16 protein-coding genes and 3 tRNA genes are annotated in these 15,448 nt (G+C 53.6%); 4 read left to right on the forward strand and 15 right to left on the reverse strand.

The window, feature by feature from the left end; translation table 11 throughout:
• Positions 1-112: 112 nt before the first annotated feature.
• Positions 113-1,537, forward strand: coding sequence for an MFS transporter (locus CMQ96_RS01575; protein ID WP_004136618.1), 1,425 nt, complete (start codon positions 113-115; stop codon positions 1,535-1,537).
• Positions 1,538-1,584: 47 nt separating this feature from the next.
• Here CMQ96_RS01575 and CMQ96_RS01580 read toward each other — a convergent pair whose 3' ends face one another.
• Complete coding sequence (locus CMQ96_RS01580) at positions 1,585-2,223, reverse strand: RpiB/LacA/LacB family sugar-phosphate isomerase (RefSeq protein WP_004136617.1); 639 nt, start codon at positions 2,221-2,223, stop codon at positions 1,585-1,587.
• A 421-nt stretch (positions 2,224-2,644) separates the two neighbouring features.
• Here CMQ96_RS01580 and ftnA point away from each other — a divergent pair, with 421 nt between their 5' ends.
• On the forward strand, positions 2,645-3,142 hold the full coding sequence (ftnA, locus tag CMQ96_RS01585; RefSeq protein WP_004136616.1) for a non-heme ferritin: 498 nt from the start codon (positions 2,645-2,647) through the stop codon (positions 3,140-3,142).
• Between the two features lie 36 nt (positions 3,143-3,178).
• On the opposite strand, the gene CMQ96_RS01590 is transcribed toward ftnA, so the two are convergent.
• Positions 3,179-3,418, reverse strand: coding sequence for a YecH family metal-binding protein (locus tag CMQ96_RS01590; RefSeq protein ID WP_004136615.1), 240 nt, complete (start codon positions 3,416-3,418; stop codon positions 3,179-3,181).
• A gap of 193 nt (positions 3,419-3,611) precedes the next feature.
• Between CMQ96_RS01590 and tyrP the strand changes: the two genes are divergently transcribed.
• Entirely contained in the window at positions 3,612-4,823 is a 1,212-nt protein-coding gene (tyrP, locus tag CMQ96_RS01595) for a tyrosine transporter TyrP (protein ID WP_024359887.1), read from the forward strand.
• 30 nt (positions 4,824-4,853) lie between these two features.
• Here tyrP and CMQ96_RS01600 read toward each other — a convergent pair whose 3' ends face one another.
• The 8 genes from CMQ96_RS01600 to uvrY form a co-directional block, all read right to left on the reverse strand.
• Positions 4,854-5,522: a YecA family protein gene (locus tag CMQ96_RS01600; RefSeq protein WP_004136609.1), complete on the reverse strand. Its 669-nt coding sequence runs from the start codon at positions 5,520-5,522 to the stop codon at positions 4,854-4,856.
• Positions 5,523-5,588: 66 nt separating this feature from the next.
• Entirely contained in the window at positions 5,589-6,476 is an 888-nt protein-coding gene (locus CMQ96_RS01605; RefSeq protein WP_098065732.1) for a dihydrodipicolinate synthase family protein, read from the reverse strand.
• 190 nt (positions 6,477-6,666) lie between these two features.
• Positions 6,667-6,753: transfer RNA gene (locus CMQ96_RS01610), tRNA-Leu, on the reverse strand.
• Positions 6,754-6,766: 13 nt separating this feature from the next.
• Positions 6,767-6,840, reverse strand: a tRNA-Cys gene (locus tag CMQ96_RS01615).
• Between the two features lie 38 nt (positions 6,841-6,878).
• A tRNA-Gly gene (locus CMQ96_RS01620) sits at positions 6,879-6,954 on the reverse strand.
• 151 nt (positions 6,955-7,105) lie between these two features.
• A complete protein-coding gene (pgsA, locus tag CMQ96_RS01625; RefSeq protein ID WP_004122100.1) occupies positions 7,106-7,654 on the reverse strand; it encodes a CDP-diacylglycerol--glycerol-3-phosphate 3-phosphatidyltransferase in 549 nt (182 codons plus the stop codon).
• A 57-nt stretch (positions 7,655-7,711) separates the two neighbouring features.
• Positions 7,712-9,544: an excinuclease ABC subunit UvrC gene (uvrC, locus tag CMQ96_RS01630; RefSeq protein WP_049099988.1), complete on the reverse strand. Its 1,833-nt coding sequence runs from the start codon at positions 9,542-9,544 to the stop codon at positions 7,712-7,714.
• Complete coding sequence (gene uvrY, locus CMQ96_RS01635; RefSeq protein WP_004122102.1) at positions 9,541-10,197, reverse strand: UvrY/SirA/GacA family response regulator transcription factor; 657 nt, start codon at positions 10,195-10,197, stop codon at positions 9,541-9,543. Before uvrY ends, uvrC begins: the two co-directional genes overlap by 4 nt.
• A gap of 462 nt (positions 10,198-10,659) precedes the next feature.
• Here uvrY and CMQ96_RS01645 point away from each other — a divergent pair, with 462 nt between their 5' ends.
• Positions 10,660-10,884 (forward strand): DUF2594 family protein, encoded by a 225-nt coding sequence (locus tag CMQ96_RS01645; RefSeq protein WP_004122104.1) that lies wholly within the window; start codon positions 10,660-10,662, stop codon positions 10,882-10,884.
• 67 nt (positions 10,885-10,951) lie between these two features.
• Here the strand turns inward: CMQ96_RS01645 and sdiA are convergent, their stop codons facing one another.
• From sdiA to tcyJ, 5 genes are all read right to left on the reverse strand, one after another.
• On the reverse strand, positions 10,952-11,674 hold the full coding sequence (gene sdiA / locus CMQ96_RS01650) for a transcriptional regulator SdiA (RefSeq protein ID WP_024359890.1): 723 nt from the start codon (positions 11,672-11,674) through the stop codon (positions 10,952-10,954).
• 288 nt (positions 11,675-11,962) lie between these two features.
• Complete coding sequence (gene tcyN / locus CMQ96_RS01655; protein WP_004122108.1) at positions 11,963-12,715, reverse strand: L-cystine ABC transporter ATP-binding protein TcyN; 753 nt, start codon at positions 12,713-12,715, stop codon at positions 11,963-11,965.
• Entirely contained in the window at positions 12,712-13,380 is a 669-nt protein-coding gene (gene tcyL, locus CMQ96_RS01660; RefSeq protein ID WP_004103458.1) for a cystine ABC transporter permease, read from the reverse strand. Before tcyL ends, tcyN begins: the two co-directional genes overlap by 4 nt.
• Positions 13,381-13,395: 15 nt before the next feature.
• On the reverse strand, positions 13,396-14,382 hold the full coding sequence (gene dcyD, locus CMQ96_RS01665) for a D-cysteine desulfhydrase (RefSeq protein ID WP_024359891.1): 987 nt from the start codon (positions 14,380-14,382) through the stop codon (positions 13,396-13,398).
• Between the two features lie 95 nt (positions 14,383-14,477).
• Positions 14,478-15,278, reverse strand: a complete 801-nt coding sequence (tcyJ, locus tag CMQ96_RS01670; protein ID WP_098065734.1) for a cystine ABC transporter substrate-binding protein — start codon at positions 15,276-15,278, stop codon at positions 14,478-14,480.
• Between the last annotated feature and the right edge of the window lie 170 nt (positions 15,279-15,448).

Here is a 15,448-nt window from a genome sequence, read left to right on the forward strand (position 1 = left end):
ATTTTTTACAAAAATAATTTAATTATTAAACAACAGTGAGCAAAACCGGAGATTTAAGCACTGAACGCTCCGGACAACTCTGCGCTCTCTTTGCTATGGCAGCGACACAATAATGAGTACAAACACCTCTTCCAGGGATGACCGTTCTTTTTCAGGGCCTGCGCTGCTGGTGGCTGGCGCCTTTTTTATGGAGTTTCTCGACGGCACGGTGATTGCCACCGCCCTGCCCGACATGGCGAAAGATTTTGGCGTGACGGCGGTCGATCTCAATATCGGGATTAGCGCCTATCTTATTACCCTTGCGGTCCTGATACCGGCCAGCGGCTGGATCGCCGATCGTTTCGGCGCCCGGAAAATCTTTACTCTGGCGCTGGCGATTTTTACCCTGGCTTCGGTGTTTTGCGGGCTGTCGACCCATGTTGATGTGTTCGTCGCGATGCGCATTCTTCAGGGGATAGGCGGCGCGCTGATGGTACCCGTTGGCCGGCTGGCGGTGCTGCGAACCACACCGAAACATCAGCTGATTAAGGCGATTGCTACCCTGACCTGGCCGGCGCTGGTCGCGCCAATTATTGGCCCGCCGCTGGGCGGATTTATTACCCGCTACGCCAGCTGGCACTGGATATTCTTTATTAACGTTCCGCTCGGGCTTATCGCTATCGCCCTGTCGCTGCGCATCATTCCCAATATTCGCGAAGATGAGCGCCGTCCTTTCGATCTGCCCGGCTTTCTTGCCACCTCGGTGGCGATGATTAGCCTGGTTGCCGCCATGGAGCTTCTCGGCGAGCGCCAGCCTCTGGGTTGGCACACCCTGGCGCTGCTGGCGTTAGGCCTTGGCTGTATGCTCTTCTCGCTGCGGCATTTCCGTCGAACCGCGTGGCCGATGGTGCGCCTTGATGCGCTACAGATCCCCACCTTCAGGGTCACCATGTACGGCGGTTCCCTGTTCCGCGCCTCGATTAGCGCCGTGCCGTTTCTGCTGCCGCTGCTGTTCCAGGTCGGATTTGGTATGGACCCCTTCCACTCGGGGCTGCTGGTGCTGGCCGTGTTTGTCGGCAACTTAACCATCAAGCCCCTCACAACGCCGCTGATCCGCTGGTTGGGCTTTCGCCGCCTGCTGCTGATTAACGGCGCATTAAACGTTTTCTCGCTGTTGGCCTGCGCTTTTTTAACCCCGCAAACGCCAGTTTGGCTGATCCTGGTGATTCTGTATCTTGGCGGCGTTTTCCGTTCTATCCAATTTACCGGCATCAGCACGCTCGCGTTTGCCGATGTACCTGCCACGCAAATGAGCTATGCCAATACCCTGTTCAGTACCGCTTCACAGCTGGCCGTTGGGCTTGGGATCACGCTCGGCGCGATTGGTATTCGTCTTGGGGAAGCGTTCAGCGACTGGTTTACGCTTTCTCACCTGCCGGGCATCAGCTTCCGCCTGTCGTTTATTTTTATTGCGTTGATTTGCCTGGTAGGAATGATTGATAGCCTGCATTTGAGCAGAGAAGCGGGTAGCAGCGTATCGAACAAAACAAGTAGATAAAGAAAAGGCCAGCAGCGCTGGCCTGGAAAATTCATACTGATCGGATATTAACCGACGATCTGGCGAACGAACGCTTCGATCTCTTTATTCTGGCAATTCTCAAAGAAACACTGCTGGAAACGAGGGCCAGAAACGGCGGTTTTTACCAGCTCCGGATCGATGGCGCGCAGCGTATCCAGGTAGTTCTCCTTAACAACCGCAGCTTTCACCGTGTTCAGGATCCCGGCATTACGTACCTGAGGCTCTTTACGCTCCGGCGGATAACCTTCGCCGTTGCGACCGGTGAAGGCTTTTTCAAAGATAAAGCGGACGTTCAGCTCCGCGCCCCAGCCAAACCCTTTCGCAAACGGCAGAGAAAGCGCGTTACCGTTGTTGATCTGCGCAAACAGGAAGGCATCCGCAGGATCGATGCAGTAGCCGCAAACCACGCCCGGGTGAATATTCAGCGACATCAGCGCGCCCTGGCCCGTGCCGCAGCCGGTCACGACAAAATCGACCGCTTTCGAATTCAGCAGGATGCTGGCCATGATCCCCAGATGGATATAGGTCAGGTGATGGTCGTTTTCATCGCTCATCCCGACGTTATAAACCGGGAAACCTTTCTCGTCAGCAACGGCGTTTAACTCATTGAGGATGATGGCGTTTTTGTTCGCCTGGCTGTTTTCCATCATCAGTGCGATTTTCATGCTTTACTCTCCTGAATGCTGTGCGGGCACTCCCGCGATAGTTCGTTAGCGTTGCTAAGAACAATACTACCTTACGAACATACTTTCAAATTTTATGAAAAGTTGTTTTATAAATTGCATCTCGCCTCACACTTTTGACTTCCGTCCCCTGCCGGTAAGGCGTCGTCCCCCGCGCCCATCTCAGGCTCATCCAGTTACGGTTGCCTGGCAGGTCAATTCTCGCCGCTAAAATTGATCTGCCGATTAATGGCTTAAAATATTAAATTAAAACCATTCTCATTATTTTTAAATCGCCAATGCGTGTTATTCCCATTTGCATTATTAATAAATGATTTTATTAATTTACTTTTTGCAAATAAATTAATAACAAATTATAGTGAGCGCACAATAATCCTTAATTCTATTTTCCCGGAGCGGCCTGATGCTAAAAAATGAAATGATCGAAAAGCTGAATGCGCAGATGAACCTCGAACTTTATTCTTCTCTGCTTTATCAGCAAATGAGCGCCTGGTGCAGCTATCACAGTTTTGAAGGCGCCGCCGCGTTTCTGCGCCGCCACGCGCAGGAAGAGATGACCCATATGCAGCGCCTGTTCGACTATCTGACCGATACCGGTAGCCTGCCCAGCATCACCGCTATCGCTTCGCCGGTTGCCGAATATACCTCTCTGGATGAGCTGTTTCGCGCGACCTATGAACATGAACAGTTGATTACGCAGAAAATTAACGAACTGGCCCATGCGGCGATGACCAGCCAGGATTATCCAACATTTAATTTCCTGCAGTGGTACGTTGCTGAACAGCACGAAGAAGAGAAACTGTTTAAATCCGTTATTGATAAACTGTCCCTCGCCGGCAAAAGCGGCGAAGGCCTGTATTTTATTGATAAAGAGCTGGCAACGCTCGATACGCAAAATTAATAAAGACGGCAGCGAGGCTCAGCGCTCGCTGCCAAATTAATGGCGGCAAATTTTACTTTCGTGCGTATTAAACCCTTCATCAGCGGCAATAAACTTGCCTTTTTTCTGCAAAAACGCCACCAGCTCCGCCGCGCTCAGATTTTCCGCCGAGCAGGTATGGAATCGAGCCTCTTTCCCGAAACGGGCGATAATCGCCGCTTCCAGCGTAGCAACAGTGTAAGACTCGTCTGATGAAATCATCATTTGCAGCACTTCGTGACCATGAATTGATGGCATAACCCCTCCCGTAAACCCCGAAGAGTAAACCAGCCGCAGCGGCAGGTTATTGCGCCAGCGCAGCTTTAGCGCAACCCTTTGTGGTGTAAATTTTTCATTACGCTATCTGTAACCCTCATTTGACGAACTCACTGATTTCACATACTCTGCGCGGCATAATTAATTGTGTAATCCGTGATGGATAGAGAAAAGCGTGAAGAACCGCACTCTGGGTAGTATTTTAATCGTTGCCGGCACCACCATCGGCGCCGGGATGTTAGCGATGCCGCTGGCGTCGGCGGGCGTCGGTTTCGGCGTCACCTTAGGTTTGCTGATAACGCTGTGGGCGCTGATGTGTTACACCGCCTTACTGCTGCTGGAAGTGTATCAACACGTGCCGGCGGATATGGGGCTGGGTTCGCTGGCGGCTCGCTATCTGGGCCGTTACGGGCAGTGGGCTACCGGTTTTTGCATGCTGTTTCTGCTGTACGCGCTCACCGCCGCCTATATCAGCGGCGCCGGCGAGCTGCTGGCTTCCAGCCTCAATCAGTGGCTGGACTGGCGCCTGCCTCCCGCGGCAGGTGTCCTGATTTTTACCGGGATCGGTGGAACGGTAGTGTGCATCGGGACCTCGCTGGTCGATCTTTTCAACCGCTTTTTATTCAGCGCCAAAATTATCTTTCTCGCCATTATGCTGGCTCTTCTGCTGCCGCATATTCACCAGATAAATCTGCTGACTCTGCCGCTACAGCAGGGACTGGCGCTGTCGGCCATTCCGGTGATTTTTACTTCCTTTGGTTTTCACGGCAGCATACCCAGTATTGTGAGTTATCTGGGCGGAGATATTCGCAAGCTGCGCCGGGTATTTGTCATCGGGAGCTTTATTCCCCTGGTCGCCTATATTTTCTGGCAGCTGGCGACGCTTGGCAGTATTGACTCCCCGGTATTTACCGCGCTGCTGGCAAAAAATGCCGGGCTTAATGGCCTGCTGGAAGCGATCCGTGAAGTGGTTGCCTCGGCGCATGTTGAGCTGGCGGTACACTTGTTTGCCGATCTGGCGCTGGCGACGTCGTTCCTCGGCGTGGCGCTTGGGTTGTTCGACTATCTGGCCGATCTGTTTCAACGCCAGAACAGCGCCGCAGGACGGTTACAGAGCGGTCTGATTACCTTTTTGCCTCCGCTGGCCTTCGCGCTATTTTATCCACGCGGCTTCGTGATGGCGTTAGGCTACGCGGGCGTCGCGCTGGCCGTGCTCGCGCTCATGCTGCCTTCGCTGCTGGTCATGAAGAGCCGTCAGCAGCATCCCGACGCGGCATGGCGGGTGGCGGGCGGTTCTCCCGCGCTATGGCTTGTTCTGCTATGCGGAATCGGCATTGTCGCGATCCAGTTTGCGATTGTCGCAGGCCTGCTGCCCGCGGTGGGGTAAAAAAGAGGGGGCCGATTTGGCCCCCTTCTTTTATTTCACTAAACAGCACTGCTTGTATTTCTTACCGCTGCCGCACGGGCAGGGATCGTTGCGCCCAATCTTCGCCTCATTTCTGATGGGCTGCTGAACTTCCGCCGGTTGCGCGTGCTCAGTCCAGTAGTTGTATAGCGCGAGGGCCGCAGGACGAATTCGCTCAACGCTGGCGATAAACGCTTCGGCGGATAATTCATCGAGCGCCTCGAATCGCTCCTCGGTACCGTGCAGGGCGATGGCGTCCAGCTCCGCCTGCAGCTCAGACGGCAGCGCGGACCAGTCGCTCAATCCCACTCCTCGCATATAGCCGAAACACCACTCTTCGACAATCGTGAGTTCCTGCCCTTCCTCTTCCCGGCTGCCAAACATCGGCTCAAACTGATCGGGATAATCGCTTAAACGCTCGGCAATATCGCTCATTTGCTGCAGCGTCAGGTTCACAAAACGATCCCGTTCGCGATCGTTGGCCCAGCGCGGCACGTTATCCGCTCCTCCCCAGATAGCAATCAGCCACTGCGCGGGCTCAATCTCCGTCGGCCCGGAGAGAATGGCCGTCAGCAGCCCATCAAGCTCGGCAACGTCCATGATGGTGCCTTCTACCGCGTATTTCGACAGGATATCATCCAGCCATTCAACTTCGCTTTCGTTCAGGGGTCCAGTTTTCATAAACAGGCTCATCGTCGTAAAAAATGGCGCTTACAGTAGCGGAAATAGCGAGAGAAAACCACCCGGCTACTCAAGGTTCAGACGGCGCAGCGTCTCAGCAATCTCGCTAAAGGCCTCCGGCGAGAGCGGTAACAGCGGGCGCGGTAAGCAATCCTCAGCGCACATACCGAGGATCGTCGCCGCGGCGGCAGTGACCCGCAGGCTTCCGCCATACTTGCGGAACAGCATCCACAGCGGCTCCAGCCTGGCGCTTATCGCCGTCGCCCGCTGGGCCTCGCCCCGCCTCGCGGCAGCCACTATCTCTTGGGCAACGTTCGGGAAAAGTCCGCCGCACACGGAATACCATACCGCACAGCCGGCGTTCAGCCCATCGGCCGCGCTGGCGTCTCCGCTAATCCCAATCGACACCTCCGCCGGGAGCTGTCGCCGCAGGCTCTGCACGCGTTGCGCGACTTCATGGCTGGCGGGTCCGGGTATTTTCATTGAGGCAATACCCGGCAGCGCGGCTATCGCGCTTTTGAGCTCATCGGACAGAGAAATATGGGTAGTAACCGGATTGTCGTAAACGCAAACGGGTACAGAGACATGGCGACAAACGGTCTGGTAAAAAGTCAAAATTTCCTCATCTGACAGGGGCTGATAAGCCATCACCGGCAGGAGTAGCGCGTTCGCACCCGCCCGCTGGGCATCGTCTGCCAGACGAAGAACCTGATCGGTTCCCACCGCCCCGATCCCCACCATCATCGGCACCGAGCCGGCATGCGATTTTGCCTGTCGGACAACCTGCATTCTCTGCTCACGGCTGAGGTATGCGTAACTTCCCGTGGAACCGAGCACGCCGAGAGAATCGACAGCTGCGTCAACGAGACGAGTAACAATGCGAGCAAAAGCGGTTTCATCAACGCCGTGATGATTGAACGGAGTCAGAGGAAAAGCGCAGAGGCCAGTAAACATTTCATCCCCACTTATTGAGATAATGATCGAGTGCTGGCAGATAGTAGCAACAGAAGCTTGTTTTGTCCTATGACAAAATAGAGTGAGGTGACGTTGAGGGACTAAAGTGACGTTGTGGAAAAACAAAAAAACCACCCGTAGGTGGTTTCACGACACTGCTTATTGCTTTGATTATTCTGCTTTATCCCAATGGTACCCGGAGCGGGACTTGAACCCGCACAGCGCGAACGCCGAGGGATTTTAAATCCCTTGTGTCTACCGATTCCACCATCCGGGCTCGGGATAGAAATTGGAGGCGCGTTCCGGAGTCGAACCGGACTAGACGGATTTGCAATCCGCTACATAACCGCTTTGCTAACGCGCCTTAATGCTTTAACACCCGCAGCTGCCGATGTTCTAAACTGGAGCGGGAAACGAGACTCGAACTCGCGACCCCGACCTTGGCAAGGTCGTGCTCTACCAACTGAGCTATTCCCGCATCATCAAGCTAATTTGCTAATTACTTGATTTTGTTATCGTCTGCCAGACTGTGCTGCCGTTCGATGCGATGCATTCTACTTACCTGGCGCAATGAGTCAACGATATTTTTTAAAACCTTGTGTTGTTTGCTGAAAATTGCGTCGAAACGATCACTGATCAAGCAAATCGCCGCGCGCCGCGTTCAAATATTGCAGCATAGACCATAGCGTCAGCACAGCCGCGACGAGAAACAGACCAATCCCCGCCCATTCAACCCAGATATTTGGCCGCCACAGCATCCACACCAGCGCCGCCATTTGCGCCGTGGTTTTCACTTTGCCTATCCAGGATACCGCGACGCTGCTGCGCTTGCCCAGTTCAGCCATCCACTCGCGCAGTGCGGAGATAATAATTTCACGCGCGATCATCGTGGCGGCCGGTAACGTCACCCACCAGGTATGATAATGCTCGGCAACCAGCACCATGGCAATGGCAACCATAACTTTATCGGCAACCGGATCGAGAAAGGCGCCGAAACGGGTGCTCTGATTCCAACGACGCGCCAGGTAACCATCAAACCAGTCGGTCACAGCGGCAACAAAGAAAATTAGCGCGCAGGCAAAAGGCGCCCAGGTAAACGGCAGGTAAAACGCCAGTACAAAGAAAGGAATAAGAATGACGCGAAACAGGGTAAGCAATGTAGGGATATTAAATTGCATAGTAACGGGTAACTATCTGTTGTAAGTAAAAATTAGCCCTATGTTGCTACAGAGCCCCTAATGTTTCAACGAGTAGAAGATCTTTTCTGCCAGACCGTGAGATATACCCGGTACTTTAGCAATTTCTTCCACGCTGGCTTTCTGCAACCCCTGCAGACCGCCCATATATTTCAGCAGCATCTGTCGGCGTTTTGGTCCGACCCCTTCAATGGTTTCCAGCGTGCTGGTGCTTTTTACTTTTGCCCGTTTTTTACGGTGGCCGGTAATGGCGTGATCGTGCGACTCGTCGCGAATATGCTGAATCACATGCAGCGCGGGGGAATCCGGCGGCAGGCTAAAGCCCTCGCCTTCCGGTTCGAAGAATAACGTCTCCAGCCCCGCTTTACGATCGCTGCCTTTTGCCACGCCCAATAGCAGAGGATGATTTTTATCCCACGGCACATCCAGCTCGGCAAAAACCGCTTTCGCCTGCCCAAGCTGGCCTTTACCGCCGTCGATCAGTATGACATCGGGGATTTTATTCTCTTCTATTGCCTTGCCGTAACGACGACGCAGAACCTGGTTCATCGCCGCATAATCATCTCCCGGCGTGATGCCGGTGATATTGTAGCGGCGATACTCCGCTCGCAGCGGCCCGTTGCTATCAAAAACCACGCACGACGCAACCGTCTGTTCACCCATCGTATGGCTGATATCAAAGCATTCCATCCGGTTGACGGCGGGAAGCTTGAGCAATGTCGCCAGCGCCCGCAGGCGTTGGGTAATCGTCGAATGCTGGGAAATTTTGGTGGTCAGCGCCGTCGCGGCGTTAGTCCGCGCCAGCTTCAGGTAGCGCGCGCGATCGCCGCGGGGTTTAGTCTGTACGTTAACCCGGCGCCCGGCCAGTTCAGAGAGTGAATCCGCCAGCAGGGTTTTGTCGCCGAGGTTGAAATCCAGCAGGATCTCGCCCGGCAGCGTACGCATCTGGCTGCCCTGTAAATAGAACTGCCCGACAAACGTTTCCACCACTTCACCCAGCTCGGTGCCATTGGGCACTTTGGGGAAATAGCTGCGGCTACCAAGAACTTTCCCCTGGCGTATGAAAAGCACGTGGACGCACGCCATTCCGGCATCAAACGCCACGCCGATAACGTCCAGATCGTCCCCGGTATTGGAGACGAACTGCTTCTCCGTAACCCGGCGTACGGCCTGAATCTGGTCGCGGATCCGCGCCGCCTCTTCAAACTCCAGCGCCTGGCTGGCTTTTTCCATGCGGGCAATCAGCTGGGTCAGCACCTGATCGTCTTTACCTGCAAGGAACAGGCGTACGTAGTCGACCTGCTGGGCATACTCTTCCTCGCTCACCAGTCCCGCGACGCACGGCCCCAAACAGCGGCCAATTTGATACTGCAGGCACGGCCGCGAGCGGTTGCGATAAACGCTATTCTCACATTGGCGGATGGGGAAGATTTTTTGCAGCAGCGCTAAGGTTTCGCGAACCGCGTAACCGTTAGGGAACGGGCCAAAATATTCACCTTTAGCGTGCTTCGCCCCGCGATGCGTCGCCAGGCGAGGATGCGTATCACCGCTAAGGAAAATAAAGGGATAGGATTTATCATCGCGCAGCAGCACGTTGTAACGCGGCTGGTATAGCTTGATGTAGTTGTGCTCAAGCAGCAGCGCTTCCGTTTCGGTGTGGGTCACCGTGACGTCTATCTGGGCGATAAGCGCCACCAGCGCTTCGGTTTTACGCGAAGCCAGGTTGCTACGGAAATAGCTGCTAAGCCGCTTTTTCAGATCTTTTGCTTTGCCTACATAGATGACAGTACCGCCAGCATCATACATCCGATAGACGCCCGGCTGGCTGGTCACTGTTTTCAGGAAAGCTTTTGCGTCAAAAACATCACTCACTGACTTGCTAACGACTCCGCATTGCACAGGCCATGGCGAATTGCCAGGTGCGTCAGCTCCACATCACCATGAATATTCAATTTACTGAACATGCGGTAACGATAGCTATTCACGGTCTTCGGACTCAGATTCAGCTGCTCTGAGATCTCATTGACCTTCTGACCTTTGGTAATCATTAGCATAATCTGCAATTCTCGCTCAGACAAACTGGCAAACGGCGACTCCGCCTTTTCTGGTTCGATCTGGCTAAGCGCCATCTGCTGGGCGATATCAGAGGCGATGTAACGCTGGCCTGACGCCACGCAGCGAATCGCATTCACGACCTCTTGCGGCGCGGCGCCTTTACTAAGGTAACCTGCGGCGCCAGCCTGCATCACTTTTGCCGGCAGCGGATTTTCCGTATGGACGGTAAGCATAATGACTTTAGCATCGGCAACGGAACGGGCAATTTTTCGCGTGGCCTCAAGGCCCCCGATACCCGGCATGTTCATATCCATCAGGACAACATCTACGGGATTCGCGCGGCACCATTTCACGGCATCTTCACCGCAGCAGGCCTCGCCGGCAACTTTAATCCCTTTTATATCTTCCAGAATGCGTCGTATCCCTGCGCGCACCAGTTCGTGGTCATCAACAAGAAGGACGTTGATCAAAGGAATATTCTCCAGAATTAGGGATAACGCTACTGATAGCTTATCTCCCACATATTACCGGGTTTTAACCTAATTTTAAAAGCCAAAAAATGTTGTTGGAAAGATTTCTTCCGCCGCGATGGAAATTTGTCTGCACACCTGCTGGAAAGCCATACATAACATAGAGTTGTGCAATAGTTATTTTTTAACATTCATCATACAGATTACGTAAAAACACAACACATTGCGTAGGTGATAAATAAGCGCCTGAATATGTAACAATTATTAACACGAAAACAGCGCCATGAAAAAATTAGCCCGCTTAGACCTCATGAATACGTATTATTCAGTGAATTAAATCATTCACCATTCGGATGAGAGAACGGAAATCCAGCACTCCTTTTTTTTCCTTTGCTTGTGGTATACTGCGCCGCCTTCACTTTTAGTCATGCGCATTTGCGCAGAAAGCAACCGAGGATATCGATGAGCACACCAGATTTTTCCACTGCGGAAAATAATCAAGAACTGGCACAGGAAGTTTCGTGCCTGAAAGCAATGATAACGCTGATGCTGCAGGCCATGGGTCAGGCTGATGCAGGCCGCGTGATTATTAAAATGGAAAAGCAAATCGCGCAGATGGAAGATGAGGCTCAGGCTGCCGTATTCTCCAGCACCGTTAAGCAAATTAAACAGGCATATCGTCAGTAATCATTTACCGGCTGAAGGTATTACTAACAGCCGGTCTTACGTCTGGCACGCAGAACAACCAATTAAATCAAATTAAGCCCGTCGCTACGGCATAGCAGGCAATTTGGGTTTTGTTTGGCGCATTGAATTTTCGCTGCATATTCTTCTGGTGGAAATTGACGGTATTTTCAGAGATAGACAGAATCATTGCGACCTCAGCCGAGGTTTTCCCTTCTGCTGTCCATTTCAAAATTTCCAGTTCACGTCGACTAAATTTCATTTCCGGCGGCATAACCATCTCGTCCTCCAGGCGCAATAGCGTCAGCAGGCTCAATTCGGTTAGGGTTCTTAAGCGCATCTCCAGTTCGTCTTCCGCAAAAGGGCCCTGGCTATGGCTTGCGCCTGAAACCGACAGGAATCCCTGAGCATGGTTAGGCAGCGTCAGACACTGCGTCACGCCCTTGCGTAATCCGTGGTCGCGCGCGCCGTTCCATAATTCAGGCGTATCATTGAATAGCTTATCGTTCCAGGGCAAATGCCCACGAAGAAAATTCTCCTTACGCAGTACCGGGTCGATCGCAAAATAATTCTCGGCTTGATAATGCGCCATCCAGGCCTGCGGATAGGTTGATTGCAGCGTCACCCTGGGGCGAGTAAAAGGCACGGGATGCCGTACGCAGAGTGCGAAGTAGTCATATTCCAGCCCTTTTGCCTGCTGCTGGAGAAGATGAAAAACCCCCTCGCCTGCAGAAACTGACTGAAATTGTTGCAGCATTTCCCGCCGCCAGCTGAAAAAATCATTGTCCCTCATAACTGACCAAATAACTCCTGAGTGATAATCATTATTATAAATACATAAAACTAACACATAAATCCTGCTTATATGTATAAAAAATGGTAGCCACCGCATTTATTAGACTGCGGTTGGCAAAAGCGCCAGACGCGTTAAAAAATTATGCCAATTGACGTGGCACAAAACCTTGACAGATGTATCGCCGTTGATGAGCGCCAATATCTGGGGAGGCTTTTTTGCTGATAAAGCGGAAATTCTTCGCGGCCTGCCGCATCCGCCTGAGCGAATGCGGCCAGCGCAAAGAAATTATTGCATCAGGAATTTTTCGAGGAACTGCCGGGTACGCGCCTGCTGAGGGTTAGCAAACAGGGATTTCGCTTCTCCCTGTTCAACGATGCGCCCCTGATCCATAAAAATAGCACGGTCCGCAACGTCACGGGCAAAGCTCATTTCATGGGTCACGATAACCATCGTGCGCCTCTCCTGAGCCAGTTGGCGAATGGTATTGAGGACCTCACCGACCAGCTCCGGATCTAACGCCGACGTTGGCTCATCAAATAGAATGACATCGGGACGCATCGCCAGCGCGCGAGCTATCGCCACGCGCTGCTGCTGTCCGCCGGACAAACGGCGCGGGTAGCTATTCTCTTTACCGGTAAGCCCAACTTTCGTGAGCAGTTCACGCGCCCGGGCGATGGATTCATTTTTATCCTCCCCTTTGACGATGACTGGCCCTTCGATAATGTTTTCCAACACTGTACGATGGGGGAACAGATTAAAATTCTGAAACACAAAGCCCACATGCTGACGCAGACGACGAATCGCCGCTTTTTGCTGGTTAATGCTGCGCGCGGCATCGATCGTCACGTCGCCAACGCGAATCGTGCCGCTTTCCGGCTGCTCCAGGAGATTAATGCTGCGCAGCAGCGTCGTTTTCCCCGACCCGCTGGGACCGATGATCGCCACCACTTCACCCTGTTGAACCTCAAGGTCGATACCGTGGAGCACCGTTTGGCCATGGAATTTTTTCACCAGGTTTTTGACTTCAATCGCACTCATTTTGGATCTCGCTCCTGGCGGTTCAGCTGATTTTCAAAATAGTTCTGCAGCGTAGAAAGCACCGTTGCCATTACCCAGTAGATAAGCGAAGCGGCCAGGTACATGGTGAAAACCTCCAGCGTCCGGGAAGTGATCAACTGGGCCTGGCGGAACAGTTCCGGCACCTGGATCGTCGCCGCCAGCGACGTATCTTTCACCAGGCTGATAAAACTGTTGGACAGCGGCGGTAGCGCCACGCGCGCCGCCTGGGGAAGAATAGCGCGGCGCATCGCCTGCCAGCGCGTCATCCCGATACTCGCTGCCGCCTCCCATTGCCCTTTATCAATCGAGGCAATCGCTGCGCGCAGCGTTTCCGCCGCGTAGGCCGCCGTATTGAGCGACAGGCCGATCATCGCCGCGGGAATAGGATCCAGCTCAATGCCAAACTGCGGCAAGCCGTAATAGATCATGAACAGCTGCGCTATCAGCGGCGTTCCGCGAAAGATGGAAATGTACATCCGCGCCAGCCACTTAATCGGCCAGACGGGCGACATACGCATCAGCGCCAGAATAAACCCCAGCACCAGGCCAAAAAACATGCCGCCGATGCTGAGCTGTAGGGTAAATACCGCGCCTTTCAGCAGAAAAGGCGCAGAATCGATCACCAGTTGGATACTCTCTTGCATTCTATGTGTTCTGCATTAGATATGAGGATGATAGGCGAACAGCGCGGGGGCGCCGCCGGTGTGAACAAACAGTATTGGGCCTTCATCCTTAAAGCGTTTCTGGCTGATGCCATCAATCAGTCCAGCCATCGCCTTCCCGGTATAAACCGGATCCAGCAGGATACCTTCCAGCTGCGCCAGTAGCTTCACAGCGGCCATCCCTTCGTCGTTCGGCGTCCCGTAACCCGGCGCAAAGTAGTCATCCCAGAGCTGAATCCCAGCCTTTGCCTCCAGCTCCAGGCTATTGGCCACCGCCTGCTGCAGCGCAGCCACTTTCGGCAGCTGGTCGGCCACCTTGCGCGACACGGTCACGCCGATAAGCTCGGCATTGGGCATCAGTTGCTCAAGCCCCACGGCGAGGCCCGCATGCGTACCGGCGCTGCCGGACGCGACGACCACGGAGGAGAGCTCAACCGCTCCTTCGCACTGCTGGGCAATTTCCAGCGCGCTCTCCACGTAGCCCAGCGCGCCCAGCGCGTTCGAACCGCCAACCGGGATCGTGTACGGACGGTAGCCCTGAGCCTCGATACGGGTCGCCAGCTCTTCCAGCTGCGCATTCGGATCGGTCAACGCGTCGCACATTTCGACCTGAGTATTAAACAGGTCAAGCAGCAGACGGTTACCGTTAGTCAGGTAGTTCTCGGCCCGGGTGCCGATTGGGTTTTCCAGCAGCGCCACGCAGTGCAGGCCCAGTTTTGCCGCCACGGCCGCCGTCTGGCGCACGTGGTTGGACTGGATGGCCCCTGCGGTAATCAGCGTATCCGCCCCCTCCCGCAGCGCATCAGCCGCCAGGAACTCAAGCTTACGCAGTTTGTTGCCGCCCATTGCAAGCGGGGTCACATCATCACGCTTGATAAAGATTTCGCGGCCAAGGTAATCGGACAAGCGCGGCAGATATTCAAGCGGCGTCGGCGCGCCAATCAGTTCCAGACGCGGGAAAAGGGTTAAATTTTGCAGTGACATAATACCTCCTGACTGAGTTATCCTTGATTATGCACGCTATGGCGCACGAAATAAAAAAAGGCGCTATCAAGAGCGCCTTTTTTCATCGCCGGTCGTTACTTCGTCACGTCAGCGCCAAACCATTTTTCCGACAGCGCCTTCAGGGTGCCGTCTTTTTGCATATCCGCAATGGCGCCATCAACCGCTTTCAGCAGGTCTTCATTACCTTTACGCAGCGCAACGCCGGACTCCTGGCGGGAGAAAGCTTCCCCGGTTACAGCCAGGGTATTGCCGGTTTTCTTCACCAGATCCAGCGCCGCCAGGCGGTCAACCAGGATAGCGTCGATACGGCCTACGCGCAGATCCTGATATTTCGTCGGGTCATCATCATAAGTACGAATGTCGACGCCCTGTACGTTCTGGCGCAGCCACTCTTCATAGTTGGTGCCCAGGCCAACGCCAACTTTCTTACCTTTCAGGTCGGCAGCGGTTTTGATCACGCCTTCGTTACCTTTCTTCACCAGCGCCTGAATCCCGGAGATGGTGTACGGCGTAGAGAAGTCATATTTTTTCTTACGCTGATCGGAAATAGTGACCTGGTTGATCACCACATCGATACGTTTAGAATCCAGCGAAGCCAGCATGCCGTCCCACTTAGTGGGTTTAAGGTCAGCTTTCACCCCAAGGTGTTTTGCCAGCTCGTTAGCAAAATCCACCTCGAAACCGGTCAGCTTACCGTTATCTCCCTGGTAGCTGAATGGCGGATAAGTCCCTTCCAGGCCAACGCGTAACGTGCCGCGCTCTTTAACCTGATTGAGCAGATTTTCAGCCGCAAAGGTTTTTGCGCTGACGCCAGCCATTAATACAACGGCCATTGCGCCCATCAGCGCCTGACGACCCAGAAGTGCTAATTTCATATATACCCCTAACAGAGTGATATTTTGCAATAGTGTAAGGCGTTTAGCCCCGGTCACCAACATCGATACGCTACATCTTATTCCAAATTATTATATATGATGCCTTTTAGGGCATAGGGAAAACGTAGGCGAAACGTCTGCATTTTGCTGGATATCTCTCATACTGCAAT

It is taken from the genome of Klebsiella sp. MBT K-1 (assembly GCF_002556465.1).
GTDB lineage: Bacteria > Pseudomonadota > Gammaproteobacteria > Enterobacterales > Enterobacteriaceae > Klebsiella > Klebsiella grimontii.